The organism is Methanobrevibacter sp., assembly GCF_017410345.1.
Classification (GTDB): Archaea; Methanobacteriota; Methanobacteria; order Methanobacteriales; family Methanobacteriaceae; genus Methanobrevibacter.
In genome coordinates, this window is the sequence record NZ_JAFQQZ010000025.1 from 1 (window position 1) to 16,012 (window position 16,012).

The 16,012-nt window shown below is 35.7% G+C and carries 13 protein-coding genes; 3 read left to right on the forward strand and 10 right to left on the reverse strand.

Going from position 1 to position 16,012, the window contains the following annotated elements; genetic code table 11:
- The first annotated feature begins 44 nt into the window (after window positions 1-44).
- Window positions 45-2,516, forward strand: a complete 2,472-nt coding sequence (locus tag IJE13_RS03245) for a heavy metal translocating P-type ATPase (RefSeq protein ID WP_292777016.1) — start codon at window positions 45-47, stop codon at window positions 2,514-2,516.
- Between the two features lie 109 nt (window positions 2,517-2,625).
- Here IJE13_RS03245 and IJE13_RS03250 read toward each other — a convergent pair whose 3' ends face one another.
- The 8 genes from IJE13_RS03250 to IJE13_RS03285 form a co-directional block, all read right to left on the reverse strand.
- On the reverse strand, window positions 2,626-4,101 hold the full coding sequence (locus tag IJE13_RS03250; protein WP_292777018.1) for a TrkH family potassium uptake protein: 1,476 nt from the start codon (window positions 4,099-4,101) through the stop codon (window positions 2,626-2,628).
- Between the two features lie 136 nt (window positions 4,102-4,237).
- Entirely contained in the window at window positions 4,238-5,626 is a 1,389-nt protein-coding gene (locus IJE13_RS03255; protein WP_292777021.1) for an MFS transporter, read from the reverse strand.
- A gap of 78 nt (window positions 5,627-5,704) precedes the next feature.
- Window positions 5,705-7,069, reverse strand: a complete 1,365-nt coding sequence (locus tag IJE13_RS03260) for an MATE family efflux transporter (protein WP_292777024.1) — start codon at window positions 7,067-7,069, stop codon at window positions 5,705-5,707.
- A gap of 139 nt (window positions 7,070-7,208) precedes the next feature.
- On the reverse strand, window positions 7,209-7,901 hold the full coding sequence (ung, locus tag IJE13_RS03265) for a uracil-DNA glycosylase (protein ID WP_292777026.1): 693 nt from the start codon (window positions 7,899-7,901) through the stop codon (window positions 7,209-7,211).
- A 40-nt stretch (window positions 7,902-7,941) separates the two neighbouring features.
- Window positions 7,942-9,039 carry an acyltransferase gene (locus tag IJE13_RS03270; RefSeq protein ID WP_292777029.1) on the reverse strand — a complete coding sequence of 366 codons (1,098 nt, stop codon included), beginning with the start codon at window positions 9,037-9,039 and terminating at the stop codon, window positions 7,942-7,944.
- A gap of 69 nt (window positions 9,040-9,108) precedes the next feature.
- On the reverse strand, window positions 9,109-9,846 hold the full coding sequence (locus IJE13_RS03275; RefSeq protein WP_292777032.1) for an NAD(P)H-dependent oxidoreductase: 738 nt from the start codon (window positions 9,844-9,846) through the stop codon (window positions 9,109-9,111).
- Window positions 9,847-9,870: 24 nt separating this feature from the next.
- Window positions 9,871-11,178 carry a GNAT family N-acetyltransferase gene (locus IJE13_RS03280; protein ID WP_292777035.1) on the reverse strand — a complete coding sequence of 436 codons (1,308 nt, stop codon included), beginning with the start codon at window positions 11,176-11,178 and terminating at the stop codon, window positions 9,871-9,873.
- A 154-nt stretch (window positions 11,179-11,332) separates the two neighbouring features.
- Window positions 11,333-12,106 (reverse strand): TatD family hydrolase, encoded by a 774-nt coding sequence (locus tag IJE13_RS03285; RefSeq protein WP_292777038.1) that lies wholly within the window; start codon window positions 12,104-12,106, stop codon window positions 11,333-11,335.
- Window positions 12,107-12,205: 99 nt separating this feature from the next.
- On the opposite strand from IJE13_RS03285, the gene IJE13_RS03290 reads away from it, so the two are divergent.
- Window positions 12,206-12,919 (forward strand): tRNA threonylcarbamoyladenosine dehydratase, encoded by a 714-nt coding sequence (locus IJE13_RS03290; protein ID WP_292777040.1) that lies wholly within the window; start codon window positions 12,206-12,208, stop codon window positions 12,917-12,919.
- Here the strand turns inward: IJE13_RS03290 and IJE13_RS03295 are convergent, their stop codons facing one another.
- Window positions 12,920-13,390: a pyridoxamine 5'-phosphate oxidase family protein gene (locus IJE13_RS03295; RefSeq protein WP_292777042.1), complete on the reverse strand. Its 471-nt coding sequence runs from the start codon at window positions 13,388-13,390 to the stop codon at window positions 12,920-12,922.
- A gap of 154 nt (window positions 13,391-13,544) precedes the next feature.
- On the reverse strand, window positions 13,545-14,894 hold the full coding sequence (gene purB / locus IJE13_RS03300) for an adenylosuccinate lyase (protein ID WP_292777045.1): 1,350 nt from the start codon (window positions 14,892-14,894) through the stop codon (window positions 13,545-13,547).
- Between the two features lie 232 nt (window positions 14,895-15,126).
- Here purB and IJE13_RS03305 point away from each other — a divergent pair, with 232 nt between their 5' ends.
- Complete coding sequence (locus tag IJE13_RS03305; RefSeq protein ID WP_292777049.1) at window positions 15,127-15,933, forward strand: type II CAAX endopeptidase family protein; 807 nt, start codon at window positions 15,127-15,129, stop codon at window positions 15,931-15,933.
- Window positions 15,934-16,012: the final 79 nt, after the last annotated feature.

Sequence of the window (16,012 nt, forward strand, 5' to 3'; positions counted from 1 at the left end):
ATTTTTATTTTTATTTTTAAAATTATTGATTTAAGAGGATTCATATGGCTCAAAAGGAATTGGATATTCCAGTGGATGGAATGCATTGCTCTTCATGCTCATTGCTTGTAGAGAAATCTCTAGGTAAGCTTGATGAAGTTGAATCCATCAATGTGGACTTGAACACCAATAAGGCACATATGGTGCTTAATGGAAATATTTCTCCTGATCTTATTGATGAGACTGTGGAATCCGTAGGATTTACAGTTCCAAAGGATGAAGTGGTCATTCAAATTGACGGCATGCATTGTGCTTCCTGTGTAAACAATGTGGAAAAGTTCTTGCCACGTGTTGATGGAGTGGTTGAAGCAAATGCCAATCTTTCCAATCAAAAGGTCACAATCAAATACTATCGGGACATGTTGAATCTTAAGGAGATTCAAAAGACCATTGAAATGCTTGGATTTGAATATCTTGGCCTTGATGGCGATTTGGACATAATGGATGAAGAGGAAAGATACCAGAAGGACCTTCAAGGAAAGCTATACAGAATCATAGTTGGTTTGGTATTTGCCGGAATATTGATGGCAATCATGCACTTCAAGTTTACAATACCTCCACTCACAATGGGCCAGTTATCCCTAATTATAGCTATTTTCCCATTCTGCTATGTCAGCTATCCAATCTTGAAGGCAGGATGGAACTCCTTGAAGCATAAGAACTTGGATATGGATGTAATGTACTCCATGGGTATTCTTGTGGCATTTGTATCAAGCGTTTTAGGCACATTCGGCATTGTTTTGGATTCAAGTTTTATGTTCTATGAATCTGCAGTGATGCTTCCTTCATTCTTGACCATAGGAAGATATCTTGAGGCAAGGGCTAAAAGGAAAACCTCATCTTCAATTAAGGAGCTTATCGGTCTTCAGCCAAAGACCGCTACATTGATTACCACTGATGCAGAAGGAAACAATGTGGAAAAGGAAATAGACATTGAAGACATCAACATTGGGGATATCCTGCTTGTAAAGCCAGGTGAGAAGATTCCTGCAGACTCCATCGTAGTTGATGGTGAAAGCTATGTTGATGAGGCAATGATTACTGGGGAACCTGTTCCAAAGCTTAAGAAAGCGGGAATTGATGTTTTCTCAGGTACAATTAACCAAGATGGAGCATTGAAGGTAGAAGCTCAAAAGATTGGATCTGAAACCGTTTTATCCCAGATAATCCAGCTTGTGGAAAAGGCACAAGGATCCAAGCCTCCGGTGCAAAGACTGGCCAATAAAATCGTAAGTTGGTTCATACCAGTAATTCTTACAATAGCAATCATAGTATTCCTGTTATGGTACTTTGTAGCCCATTCAGGGTTGCTATTTGCACTCACCTGCCTTATTTCAGTCCTTGTAGTAGCATGTCCATGTTCACTTGGCCTTGCCACTCCAACAGCGGTTACCGTAGGTGTTGGAAGAGCTGCCGAATATGGAATACTCATCAAGAATGGAGAAACCTTGGAAAGCTCTAAAGACGTTGATGTATGTGTATTTGACAAGACCGGAACAATCACTGAAGGAAAACCTGAAGTTGAAGACATAGAAACATTTGGCATGGAAGAGGACAAATTCCTTCAAATCTTATCAAGTGTTGAAAACAATTCAAGTCACCCAATTGCAAAATCAATATTGAATAGATTCAAGGCCAATAACATTCAACTCTCAAATGAAGGAAAGGATGATTTGTCTCTACTCAATGTTGAAGACTTTGAAAATGTCACAGGTAAGGGATTGAAGGCAAATGTAGCTATTGATGGTGAACAAAAACCTGTATTGGCAGGAAACCTTAAGCTCATGGAAGCAGAGGGTGTAGAAGTTTCACAAGATGTCTTGAATAAATTTGATACTTTTGTTTCAGAAGCTAAAACAACCATTGCAATGGCTGTAGATGGTGAAATAAAAGGAATCATCACTTTAATGGATAAGCTCAAGCCTAGTTCCAAGAAGGCCATTGATGAATTGCATAAGATGGGCATTGAAACCTATATGCTTACAGGAGACAATGAAAAGACAGCTGCCACTGTGGCAAATGCTGTCGGAATTGACAATGTGATGGCTAATGTATTGCCTAATGACAAGCTTGACAAGGTCCAGGAACTTCAGAATGAAGGAAAAAGAGTATTGTTTGTAGGTGATGGAATCAACGATGCCCCTGCACTTTCACAGGCGGATGTCGGTGTTGCCATGGGCAATGGTACAGACATTGCAATGGAAAGCGGGGATATCGTAGTTATGGAAGGAGACCTTGAAAATGTGGTAGCTTCAATCCAGTTCTCCAAAAAGGTTATGACAAGGATCAAGGAAAACCTCTTTTGGGCATTTGCATATAATATGCTCCTTGTTCCAGCGGCTGCAGGTTTGCTTTTCCTACTCTTTGGTATCATTTTCCGTCCAGAATGGGCAGGTTTAGCTATGGCATTAAGTTCAGTTACAGTGATTAGTTTGTCATTGCTCTTAAAACGATATGTTCCACCAATTAAACGATAAAGTTTTTAATGATTCTATCATTTAATTAATCGTTATTTTTATTTAAATGATGGAATTATTGTTTCTATTTTTTACTAGTTTTTTATCTTTTATCATGATTTTCTATTTTTTAATTTCCTATCTTATTTCTTATGGACCTTTTCACTAATTTTATACTTTGATCGAATGTTTCAAATCCTATTTGGATTGTCATTAGGATAGGAATGATTTCCAATCTTCCCAACCACATCAGGAATATCAACAATATCTTAGGGAATGTATTCAAGTCAACATTGATTATCCCTGTACTCAATCCGATATTACCTATTGTAGAGGTGACATCAAATAGTGTATTGATAGGGTCATTTGTATAAAAGGTCATTATTATCCAGGATATTGCCAAAAAGGACAGATAAACTGCAATATATGATGAAGCTTCCTTCATTTCTGTTTCATTGATCTTTTTGGATTTGATTCTTGTGCTTACAACTCTTGCAGGGGAGATAATGTTTGTTACCGCAATGCTTGTGCTTTTCAATACTGTGATGACTCTAATGAGCTTTACAGCACCTACAGTTGATCCTGAAGAACCACCCATCACCATCAATATCATTATGATTATCAATGCCGGGCATCCCCAGGAAGCCATATCGCTTGGGGTGGCTATATTCGCTCCGGTTGTTGTTATTGCAGAAACTACATGGAAGATGGCATTCATTGGAGCAATGTGTGCCATCAATGCAACCAATGTTCCAGCAATTATTATGCCTGCAATGAGGAATTGGAATTGGATATCCTTAAACATTGCCTTTCCTTTTGTTTTGACCATTTTATAATGGACTGTAAAGCTTGTGGCACCTAATATCATTAGGAACATTGTGATTAGGTAGACTATGTTGTTGTTGTAAAATCCGACATTTGCATTTTTAATGGACATTCCTCCAGTGGATATTGTGGTGAATGTCAGATTGATTGAATCGAAAAGAGGCAATCCTGCCAATAAATATAAGATAATGCCCAATAGTGTATAGGCAAAATATATTTCTATAGCCTTTTCGAGAGTGTGTTTGATACTTGGCTTTAATCTATCTTCCCTTGCTTCGGATTTATATAACTTATATGCGGAAGTTCCTGGCTTTATGATTAGGCTTATGAAAATGATTACCACTCCAAGTCCGCCAATCCATTGTTCAAGGCTTCTTAAGAATAGTATTGACATAGGTAGGGATTCCACGTCATTGAACATGGTCAATCCACTCCCGGTCCATGCGGAAATGTTTTCAAAAAAAGCGTCTATGAATGATACGTCCAAAACCAGCATCATTATAATTGCAGCTATAAATCCTGCCCATAGCCAGGATATGCTTGATATGATCATTGCATGCTTTGATCTAAGCTTATTGTATTTTCTGAATACTTTAACAAAGAAATAGCCTAATCCAATTGAAATTAAAGGTGGAATCAATCCTATATGATACACATATTCCCCAGAGAGCACATCTATGATAATGGGAACCATCAGTATTGCCCCTATTCCTACCATAATGTATCCAAGATAGTGCAAAATGATTTTAATATCTTGTCTTGACAGGTATTTAATTCTCATTAAACCACCTTTAAAATTCTCATTGATTTAAAAATAAAATCTATTTTTAATACTGATTATATAATTATATTTAATAATTATTTAAATCTTTTTATTATTTTTTAATTTCAAAGGTGAAATGATTTTGTATTTTTATCTATTGGTTCGCTTTCATTGTTTCTATCTGCTCGTCACGGCTTTTTAGTCTTAAGGTGAATGCAAATGCAATCAGTGCAACTACTGCAGCTAAAAACAAGCTGACCTTATAACCGATAATTCCAGAGAAAGATGCGATTATTCCTCCAATGAGAGCACCACCTATCAATTGTCCCGCACTAGAGAGCATATTTACGATAGCCTGTCCTGCCCCTCTCTCGTATGGCTTTGCTTCAGTCAGAACAATGTATCTTAAAGGAGCACCGATTATTGTTACAAGCCCTACTCCAATCAGGCATCCTGCTATTATGAAGAATACCAGATTGCTTGGATAGATTGCAATAGCTATCAATCCAATAGCTAAAAGCATTGTCCCCATTGACATAAGTTTTTTTGATCCAGTGGAATCTAAAAGCTTGCCGAATATCGGTGCTGCAACAGCATTGGTTCCTAAAATTGGAATCAACATTAGACTTGCAAGTTGGTCATTCAATCCCATTGAAAGGATTACTAAGGATGGGATGAAAATCGCTGAGGAGTAGATGATTCCATAGCATAGGGTTTCAATGCATGCGATTCTAATCTCGCTGTTTTTCAGCATGTGAATTGGCACAATGGATTCTTCTGCATTTTTTTCTATCTTTAAGAAAATTGGTATGAGAATTATGAATGCAATTAGGAATGGAAGTACCTTTATAGACAATAAGCTGCTTATGAAATTGCTTGAATCGATTTGATTTAGGCCGTAGGCTAAAAATACTGCAAGTAGGCTCAGTATTACGATTCCCAAATAGTCTATTTTCAGCTTTCTTTCATTTTCTTGGCTTGGAAGGATATGCCAAGCGAAAGCTATTAGAAATATTGCGATAGGAATGTTTATTGTAAAGCACCAGTTCCATCCATATGGTATCAATGCGGCTCCGACCAACGGTCCTCCGATTGCTGAGATTCCAAATACGCTTCCAAGGATTCCCAATGCCTTTCCTCTCTCTTCAAGTGGAAATGCATCCCCTACGAATGCTCCTGCTACAGGGAATATTCCTCCACATCCGAAACCCTGTATGATTCTGCCTAAGAATATAAGTTCTATGCTCAATGCGGATGCAATAAGGCAGGATCCTATTCCAAATAGCAATACATCGAGGATAAAGATCTTTTTTCTTCCATAGAAGTCTGAGAATTTAGCCATGACAGGAGAACCGATCATGAATGTTATTACAAAAAGTGTGAATATCCAACTTGATTCCCGGCTTGTCAGGTGGAAGCTCTGTTCAATTGAAGGAAGCACTGGGCCTATTATTCCAGTGTCCAATGAGCCCATGAACACTCCTATTAAAAATAAGATAAGTATTAAGTTACGTGTTTTATTGTCTAAAGCTTTTCCTTCCATAGTATTACTTTCACTATTTGATTTTAAATAGTTTTTCTTGAAGGCGTTTAGTTTAGACTCTTTGATTAATCTATATAATTAGGTTCCAAACTCTTCTCTTATGTGCTTTATGGTGAATCTTGCAAATGAGAAGTTCAAGATACTTGCAAGTGTTCTTCCTATGGCAAGACCTGCCCAGATACCGATGAGTCCCCATCCTAATGCTATTCCAAGGGTGTATGTTGCGGTAACTGTGAAGATGACTTCCCTGATGATTGTCCAAGCCAAACTTATTGTTCCCTTACCGATTCCTTGGTATAGGAAACTTGAGCACATTCCAGCTCCAGTGAGAGGTAGGCATAAGCTGGCTATTCTTAGGAATTGTGTGATTTCAGGAACCAATGGTGCAGTTTCAGGAGTGTATGCAAACATTGTTGACAGTTGAGGCGCAAATGCAACAAGGATTATTGTAACCACGGTTCCAAAGGCTATTCCAAATTTGGCTCCATAGATATGTGTTCTTGATAAATAATCTCCATTTCTTGCACCGAATGCACTGCCGCTCACTGCAGCCACTGCACTTCCAATGGAGGTAAGAGGCATGATTGCAAACAAGTAAAGTCTTTGGCCTGAGGTGAATGCAGCTATTCCAAATTCCCCTCCGATTGTAGAAATGAAGATTAGGTATAGGCTAACTGCAAGTGACATCATAAGCATATCCATTGAAGCGGGAATACCCACTTTTAGAATGTCCTTTGCTATCTTTGGGTCAAATTTGAAATTTTTAAGTTCCACATGAACCCAAGTGTCCTTTTTGATTAGAATCCAGTACATGATCACTGTAGCTGAACCGATTGAGCTTACGATTGTTGCAAGTGATGCTCCTGCAGAACCAAGTCCTAATGTGTAGATGAAAAGAGGGTCAAGGCAGGTATTCAATATGACTGATACGATAACCGCATACATGGCCCTTTTCATATCACCTTCCCCACGAAGGATGCCGCTTCCACCATTTGCAAACATGAATGTGAACAGCCCTAAGAATAATGGGGTACCGTATTTAAGCCCTTCCTTAAGGGATTGGCCACTTGCTCCATAGGTTCTAAGAAGGGGTTCCTGTATGAAAAGGAATACGATTGTCAAGATTATGGAGGCAATTAAAAATATTAAAAGGGCATGAGTGGCTGACTTGTTTGCCCCTTCATGGTTTTTAGCTCCTACAAAACGACTGATACTGCTTGTAGCACCATTTCCAAGTCCTACGCTAACTCCGTTTACTATCATGAAAATAGGGGTTACAAAGCCTATTCCAGCTATTGCAGCCTGTCCGAGACCTGCTACGAATATTCCGTCGATGATATTGTAGGATGCTGTAAGCAGCATTGATATCATGATTGGAATGGCAAGTTTCTTTACAGCTATTTCAGGAGCTCCTCTCATCAGTTCAACATTTTTGTTTGCCATAGTCTTAACCTAGAAAAAATAGTTAAAATAATTGATTTTTAAACAAATACAATAAATTTACTATTCTATTTTTGTTTCTTATAGTATTTTATTATATTTATTTTAACTTGGGTAAGATAAGTTTAATCCAATTAAATTATTAAAAAAGAGTCTGCTGTCCAGTAGATTTCTTATCAAGTTTCCAATCAATCTCTTCCAGATTGTTTTCATTTAGGAATTCATTGACCAATCTGAAGTGATTGCATCCAAAGAATCCTCTTCTTGCTGAAAATGGGCTTGGGTGAGAGGATTTTAAAACTAAATGTTTTGGATTAGTAATAAGCTCTTCCTTTAATTCAGCCTGTTTTCCCCATAATAGGAAAACAATAGGATTATTCTGATTGTTTAAAATCTTAATCACATTGTCTGTAAAGGTCTGCCAACCGCATTTGCTGTGGGAGTTTGCATTTCCCTCTTCAACTGTGAGAACTGTGTTGAGTAAGAATACTCCTTGTTTTGCCCAGGATTCAAGGCATCCGGAGTCAGGTATAGGGTAATTGTATTCTGATTCTATCTCCTTGAAGATGTTCTTGAGTGATCTTGGTATCGGATGGCCTTCTGGAGTTGAGAATGCAAGGCCGTGAGCCTGTCCCTTTTCATGATAAGGGTCCTGGCCTAAAATGACCACCTTCACATTTTCTATCGGACATAGCTTGAAGGCATTGAAAATTTCTTCCTTTGGAGGATAGATTGTTTTTGTTCTGTATTCCTCTTCTACAAAGTCCTTTATTTTTAGGAAGTATTCCTTTTCAAATTCCTCTTTCAATGCTTTATCCCAACTGTTTCCAATCATAAAATCACTTTTTTAACAAATCTTAGTTTTATTTTTTTAATTATTTCTTTCCAGTTACCTTATCCAAATATGGAATCTTGTCTAAAATTATTAGAATTATCAAGCTTATTGCTGTTGTAAGAATCACTAAAACCGGTATCCAAATCAAGGAACTTCCTTGTGTGAAGTTGATTATCTTTATTAAATTGATTTTTATGCAATATAAGATCAAGTAGTGAATGAGATAAATTCCATAGCTGTAATTGCTTATTGTTGTTAATGCATTTCCTAATCGATTACTTTCCATATCTGAGAATGATTTGGTCTTTGATATATATTTGAACAATAGGAATAGATTTGCAGACATGAACAATATCAGTAAGTTGAAATAGCTTAAGCGAACGAATTGATGAACCATATGTGACCTTGGAACTACAAAACAGAATATGTACCAAAGATAAGATCCTATAAATAGTAAGGCTGTTATAGCTATAAGATATTTCTTATCAATTCTTTTTTCCAGAAAGTCACATTTTGCCAAGAAGTATCCTATTATTATGTATGCTAAAAATGAAATGTAATAAGTCAATCTAGGACTGTATGGATTGAATAAATGATAATGGCTCATTCCAATATAGATTACAGACAATATTGCTAGAATGCTAATGAATTTCTTATTGAAATCGCTTATTTTGCTTTCCATCTGCATTATCTTATTTATGATGAATATGCCGACATAAGTTATTATAATCATCCAAACGAACCAGAAATGCACTCCCAATGTTCCAGCGGTTCCGGAGAAAATTTTAATTGCACTGTCTAAATTGAATCCTTGGCTCATTATGTTTGTAAATATTATGTAAACCAATACCCAAAACAGGAAAGGAATGAACAGTCTTGACAATCTCTTTTTAAAGAATTTTACCAATGTGTCCTTTTTGCCAATAAGCAATGCACCGCTAAGCATTACAAAGATAGGGATTGAAAAATCTCTAAAGCAGTCAAAGAATACAGAAATATAAAGATTAGGGCTGCTTATATCCCTTGATACAAATGATACTGAAGCGTGGCAGAATACGATTCCTATAATTGCCAATGCTCTAAGGACATCATAGTAGAATATTCTTTTGGATTGTTTAGGATTCTTGGATTGATTCATAGGATTACCATTGATATTTTTAGTTGCAATTGATATTTTATTCATTGTTCAATAAATCTATTATGAATTTTATTTCATTACTTTTTTAAGAACAAAGAACATTATCTTTGAGAATATTTTCTTTATGATTCCTAATTTTACTTCCGGAGCAAAGTCATGATTTACCAATCCGGTGCTCTTCCAGTATTCCGCATCAGGTTTGATTGGATCTTTAGTGAGTGCCATTGCTTTCCACGCATTGTAAAATATGATGTCCATAAATTTTGGGGGGTGAAGCTTTTTGGAACTAACATCCTTATGGAATTTTTGAGCTGTTTTATTGATTTCTTCTGTATTTATGCTGTCCTTTCCACCACATGCATAAGTTATCTTATAGTTTTTGTTGAATCCCCAATGTCTCAGTGTTTCATCGATGTATTTTGCTACATCCTTATGGCCTGCTCCTGCTGTAGAGACAACGATCAATGCCTTCTTGTCAAAGAATTCCGGTCTGTGATAGAGGTAAGCGGTATGGTCGAAGAAGTTCTTAATGAGTCCGGTTACGTTCATTGCATAAACCGGGCTTGTTATTATAAGTCCATCTGCCCATTTTATCTTTTCTATGATTTGATTTACTATTTCGTGGTGAGGGCAGTGTTCCTCTGTCTCCATTATGCATTTGAAGCAGCCATTGCACATTGGTATCTTTGCCTTCATCAATTGAATTTCTTCAAATTCCGCATCTTCTCCTAAATTGGTTTTTGCCTGCTTTACCATGCTCCATGTATTTTTCTTTCTTGGAGATCCGTTGATTATAACATATTTCATTCTTACACCTTAATTGAGTTTTATTTATATTTCCAATTGTCCCTCTTGGACCTTCTTTTCCTTATATTCAAAGTTCCTGTCAAATTCATCCACTTCTTCTTCATCAACATAAAAGACTTTTGGATTGTGGAATATTCCCTTATCATAATCGATATCTTTAAACTTGTTTTCAAAGACCTTTATCATGAAAAATGGATTTTCTTCATTTGTATCCGTTCCATCCAGGAAGAAATTGTATTTGGATGCACTTTCAAATCCGAATCTGCTGTAATAGTTCTCATCGCCGATTACAAAGATGAATGGAATGTTCATATCCCTTGCAAGTCTTAATGTATGATTTATTAATCTAGAGCCATAGCCTTGCTTTTGATATTTGGAATCTATAGCTATTGGGCCCAAGACAACAGCATCCTTGCTTCCTTCATTTAGTTTAATGTCTACTCCATATCTGTTTTCCTTATAAAGATTCAATCGGCCCTTTGAATAGTTTATATGCCCTATGATTTCATTATCCTTTTCCATCACATATGCCAAATCCTCTATGAAACTGCCATCCTCCCTTAAGTTGTGGACGATATAATGTTCATAGGCTCCAGGACGATAGACATTCCAGAATGCATCCCTTACAAGATTTTCCACTTTTAAGTAATCATTCTCTTCTTCCAATCTGATGGATTCTTCATTTGATTTGTCATCTTTATTTTTCCCTTTATCCTCTATCTTTACGGAATTGAAGAGTAATTTCATATGGGCTGTTGTTCTCTTTTCGAAATCCTTTAGGAACTTTTCATCATCTTCAGGATAATTGATTATGAAATGTTCATACAATAGGAATAGCCCATAATAGTAAAATGATTCTGCAAGCTGCTTTATGTCAGCATCTTTCTTGATGAATCTTTTCTCTTTCATCAGTTCAAATAGGTCCTGCCATCCTTTTATTGCATATCCTATGATTGCTTCCTTTACAAAATTCCTTATCTTTTCATTGTGATATGATTCGACCAAAAAGATTCTTGTAATCCTCATCATCTTTGGCTCGGATAATTTTAAGATGAATCTATCGCTTCCCTCCTTATAGAATTGGTCAAAATCCATATCCAGATTTTCCCTGGATTGCATTACAGGGGCTTCTTCCTTAAGCATTTCATTGATGTAGTAGCTTAATATGGATTCTAGAATTGATTCCTTGCTTTGGTAGTGGTTATAGATGGAACTTTCCTTTATTCCAACTTCCTTAGCTATTTGGCGTATTGACACTCCATCGTATCCGTATTTTGAGAATAAGTCAATGGAAACGTCAAATATCCTCATCTTTGTATTTTTTTTAGCCATATTTTCTCCTTAACTAAAATAGAATATTGTCTTTTCTCATTTCATCATTAATTTTATAAACTAACAATTGTTAGTTAAATTCATATATTATTATGGTGGTGTTAATATATAAAACTAACGATTGTTAGTGTAATTTTTTAAAAAGAGAATTAATTTATAATATTTTGGGAAATGGAGTGTTAATTTTAAATAGGCTTTGAGCATTTACTGCAGTTATTTTTATTACTTCATCTTCTTCAATATTTAACTCTTCAGCTATCTTACTTATTGTGTATCTTATGTTTAGTGGTGTGTTCTCTTCCCCTCTCTTTTCTTCTGGTGGCAGATAAGGGGAATCTGTTTCTATAACTATATGATTAATGCCTATTTTACTTAGCATTTTTCTTATCTTTTTATTATTTTTATGAGTGATTGTTCCACCTATTCCAATATGGAAACCTAATTTGATAAATTCATCTGCCATTTCAGCCGAACCGGAATAGGAATGCATGGATCCAAATACATTATGTTCTCTTAATGTATCATATGTGTCTTGCATTGCTTTTCTGGAATGCACTATAACTGGGAGATTATGTTTTTCTGATAGGTTTAACATTTTTTCAAACAGTTCTATCTGCTTTTCCTTGTTTTCTTTTCCTTTGTAATAATCGAGACCTATTTCTCCTACTGCAACTACTTTTTCATTGTTGAGTTGTTTGTCCAATAAATCAATGTCTTCATCTCTTATGTCATCTGCAAAAGTGTAGAAATATCCTAAAGCGGCATAGACATTTTCATGCTTTTCAGCCAGTTCCAATGCTTCCTTATTGCTTTTTAAATCAGTGCCATTCAATATTAGAATTATATCATTATCTGCAGCTTCACTTATTACTTCCTCTGCATTTTCCATTTCACTTCTGTAGATATGGCAGTGTGTGTCTATAATCATATGAATCCCGATTATTTATTTTAACATTAAGTTTTTATTCTTTTAACTTCAATTATTATATAATTAATTAAATTAAATTATATTTTTTGGTGAGATTGTATGGACGAGAAGTTTTCAAGAACAGAAATGCTGATTGGAAATGAGGGAATGGAAAAACTGAAGAATGCCAAAGTTGCTGTCTTTGGCCTTGGAGGTGTCGGTTCCTTCGTCTGCGAAGGGCTTGCAAGAAGCGGTATAGGCAATTTTGTTCTAGTGGATTTCGATAAGGTCGATGAGACCAACATCAACAGGCAGATAATCGCCACAACAAAAACAATAGGCAGAAACAAGGTTGATGTCATGAAAGAGAGAATTTTGGACATCAATCCTGATGCCAATGTTGAAATTTATAATGAGTTTTATCTTGCTGATTCAGAATCTGACATCATTACAGAGGACTTGTCATATGTCGTTGACTGTGTGGATACAATAATGGCTAAGATTGCAATCATATGCAAATCCAAGGAAATTGGCGTGCCAGTAATGTCCTGTATGGGTACTGGAAACAAGCTGGATCCTACAAGTTTTGAAATAGATGACATTTACAAGACCTCATATTGTCCCCTTGCCAGAATAATGAAAAAGGATTTAAAAAAGAGAAATATAAAGAAATTAAAGGTCTTGTATTCAAAGGAACATCCTATAAACACAAATGATTGTGAAATAAACCAAAATGGAAAGAAGCATAAAGTCAAGGGCAGTGTTTCCTTCATGCCTCCCGTTGCTGGATTGATGATTGCTGGTGAGGTAATAAAGGATATTGCCGATGTTTAATTATTTTTCCTCAACTGTCTTTCCGCTCATATGTTCAATTGTTATCTCATATAATTCTGTAACATCAAGTAATCTGTCTATTTCGTCCTTTGTTTCCTCTTCACTTGGGAAGAACTTGTTTCCCAAATGAGTCAACTTTTCTATTTTTGTATCTTTGTCTTTTATTGTTTTCATTGTTCCAAAGACAATTACGCTTTTGAATGTGTACCACCAGCTCTCTGATTTTGTTCCCTTGTCAATCACGCAATAGGAAACCTTTTCGTGTTTTTCAATTGCATCCCTTTTGTGGCTGTCCTTGATTGTTCCGTGGAAGTATATCTTTCCATCCACGTAGACATGACTTAAAGGAACGGCATAAGGATAATCATCATCACCAAGTACTGCAAGGACTCCTCTAGGTTCGTTAATTAGAATATCAATGCATTCTTCTTCAGTTAATGCTTGTTTCTTTCTTCTCATTTCTCTAAACATATTAATTATTTTAGTTTTTGTTATAAAAATAGTTAATTAAAAATTATAAGTTTGTTTAAAAATAGTTTAAAATATTAAAAAAGTAGAAAATTAGAGAAATAGAAAAAAATTTAAAAATAGTTAAAATAAAAAAAGAAAAAAAATAACTGGTTAATTAAAACCAGTCTTTAGATGATTCTAAAATCTCATCAACAATTATTTCTGCAGAACCGATATAGGTATGAGGATCCATGATTCTTTCAACATCTTCTTTTGTCAGGAATTGGCTTGCTTCCGGATCTTCAAGGATTAGGTCTGCAAGTAGGAGTTTTTCCTTGTTTGCCTTGATGGCGTTCTTTCTTGCAACTCCATAAGCGGTCTGTTTACCCATTCCAGCTCTGGTAAGTTCTGCCATCAATCTTTCTGCCATGATAAGACCATTGGTCAAGTTCAAGTTTCTTTCAATGTTTTCATCATAGAAGATGAGATTGTTCATGAGCTTGATTGTAAGATTCAAGATGTAATCACAGAGAATGCAAGCTTCAGGGAACATGATCCTTTCACATGAGGAGTTGGTCAAGTCCCTTTCGTGCCAGAGAGGGTTGTTTTCCATAGCTGCATTCACATAGGATTTGACGATTCTTGCAACACCGCAGATCCTTTCAGCAGTGATTGGATTCATCTTATGTGGCATGGTACTGCTTCCAACTTGCTTTTCAGGGTCGAAGAATTCTCCTAATTCCTGAAGTTCAGTTCTTTGTAGGTTTCTTACCTCAAGAGCTATTTTGCTTAAGGTGGTTGCTATGTTTGCCAATGTTGCTATGAACTCTACATGGTTGTCTCTTTGAAGCACTTGGTTTGTGATTGGAGCAGGCTTGAGTCCGAGAATTTCAGATACCTTTTTGTGAACTTCCCAACCTTGGGTTCCAAGTGCAGCGGTGGTTCCTACAGCACCGTCCATCATACCGAGACAAACATTGTCTTTTGCATGCAATAACCTGTCGTATTGCCTGTGGAGTTCGTCTGCCCAAAGGGCAAATTTCATACCATATGTTGTTGGAAGCGCATGTTGGCCATGGGTACGGCCAATACATACTTTTGTCTTGTTTTCTTCTGCCAATTTGAGAATGATTTTAGTTAATCTTTCGATCTTTTCTTCAAGGACTTCGATTGAATCCTTAATGAGCAATGAGTTTGAACTGTCTACAATATCATTGGAGGTTGCTCCAAAGTGAACGTATTCCCCTGCTTCACCTTCACATACTTCACTTAATCCTTTTGAAAGGGAAGCGATATCGTGTTTGGTTTCAGCTTCAATTTCGCTTACACGTTCCACGGTAACATATTTTGTATTTGCTTTTGCCTTGATTTCATCTGCAAATTCCTTTGGAATAATTCCAAGCTCGCCTTCAGCTTGAGCCAATGCAGATTCAACATCTAGCATTCTTTGCTGCTTGTTCTCTTGCTCCCAGATTCTTTTCATTTCTGGAGTTCCATATCTAAATTCAATTGGATGTATTGCCATCTAAACTCTCCTATAATTCCTAGATAATTTGATTAAATATAATGTTTTTTAATATTTTAAATCATATTTTTTTAAAATACATATCTATTTTTGAATTTTAGATTAAATATATTTTATCAATTTTAATATTATTTTTCAATATTTTTAAGATATCTTTAAAATTTTCATAAAGATTTATAAATTACTATAATAAACTATTATTAGATATAATTTTATTTATTGGGTGATATGTATGGATTTCAGCGTTAAGGATTTTAATGTAAGGCTTAGAACCATCAAGCTTTGGGAGTTAAGCATTGCATTGGTCATTTCATTTTTACTGACAGGATTTGTTGAGAATTACTTGAATGTATATTCTCCACAGTTTGAGTATATTCTCTTCTTCTGCTTCATGATGGTATTCTTCCTGATTGCCACATTTGGCACAACAGGATTCAATAAGGATGTCAATGATCTCTTTAAGACCAGCAATATTCTAAGGGTTTTGATTTTAGCAATTGCAAACATTTTTATAGCATTTTTCATTCAAACCATGTTTTCCCCTTTGGATTCGCTTTTCAGTATGATCAATTCAATTTCCTTGCCTTTAATGGATATTGCGAGTGGTTCAAGCAATCCTTTGGTCTTTTTTGTTGAAATGTTTTCAGCAATTATCATTGCACCGATATCTGAGGAATTGTTCTTTAGAGGAGTCTTATTTAACAGGTTGAAAATCAGAAAAGGTTTCGTATTTGGTTTAATTGTCTCATCAATCATTTTCGGATTGTGCCATTTGAATTATCCGGACCATATTGCACATATAACCTATACATGCATAATGGGAATGACTCTATGCATCCTATATTCAAGAACAGACAATTTGCTGTTGAATATGGTGGTTCATTCATTATACAATCTACTATCTTATCTCATTGTATACACTCCATTCCAATATCTCCTGATAGGTGGCGAGTTCAGCAGCCTAATGGGTCTCTTGCTTCTCTCTTCATTGATATTCATTCCAGTTTACATTCTTTATTTCACCTATAAGCTGAAATAAGGACATATTTTTTCAAGATTTAATTGAAAAGATTTATAAATGTTAAGCCAATAATATTTAAAACACTCATTTAAAATCA

What these genes read in the sequence shown, in the direction of transcription:
- IJE13_RS03245 (WP_292777016.1), top strand. Translation starts at nt 45, where the DNA reads ATGGCTCAAAAGGAATTGGATATTCCAGTGGATGGAATGCATTGCTCT.
- IJE13_RS03280 (WP_292777035.1), bottom strand. Translation starts at nt 11,178, where the DNA reads ATGGCTAAAAAAAATACAAAGATGAGGATATTTGACGTTTCCATTGAC.
- IJE13_RS03285 (WP_292777038.1), bottom strand. Translation starts at nt 12,106, where the DNA reads ATGATTATAGACACACACTGCCATATCTACAGAAGTGAAATGGAAAAT.
- IJE13_RS03260 (WP_292777024.1), bottom strand. Translation starts at nt 7,069, where the DNA reads ATGGCAAACAAAAATGTTGAACTGATGAGAGGAGCTCCTGAAATAGCT.
- IJE13_RS03270 (WP_292777029.1), bottom strand. Translation starts at nt 9,039, where the DNA reads ATGAATCAATCCAAGAATCCTAAACAATCCAAAAGAATATTCTACTAT.
- purB (WP_292777045.1), bottom strand. Translation starts at nt 14,894, where the DNA reads ATGGCAATACATCCAATTGAATTTAGATATGGAACTCCAGAAATGAAA.
- ung (WP_292777026.1), bottom strand. Translation starts at nt 7,901, where the DNA reads ATGATTGGAAACAGTTGGGATAAAGCATTGAAAGAGGAATTTGAAAAG.
- IJE13_RS03250 (WP_292777018.1), bottom strand. Translation starts at nt 4,101, where the DNA reads ATGAGAATTAAATACCTGTCAAGACAAGATATTAAAATCATTTTGCAC.
- IJE13_RS03305 (WP_292777049.1), top strand. Translation starts at nt 15,127, where the DNA reads ATGGATTTCAGCGTTAAGGATTTTAATGTAAGGCTTAGAACCATCAAG.
- IJE13_RS03290 (WP_292777040.1), top strand. Translation starts at nt 12,206, where the DNA reads ATGGACGAGAAGTTTTCAAGAACAGAAATGCTGATTGGAAATGAGGGA.
- IJE13_RS03275 (WP_292777032.1), bottom strand. Translation starts at nt 9,846, where the DNA reads ATGAAATATGTTATAATCAACGGATCTCCAAGAAAGAAAAATACATGG.
- IJE13_RS03255 (WP_292777021.1), bottom strand. Translation starts at nt 5,626, where the DNA reads ATGGAAGGAAAAGCTTTAGACAATAAAACACGTAACTTAATACTTATC.
- IJE13_RS03295 (WP_292777042.1), bottom strand. Translation starts at nt 13,390, where the DNA reads ATGTTTAGAGAAATGAGAAGAAAGAAACAAGCATTAACTGAAGAAGAA.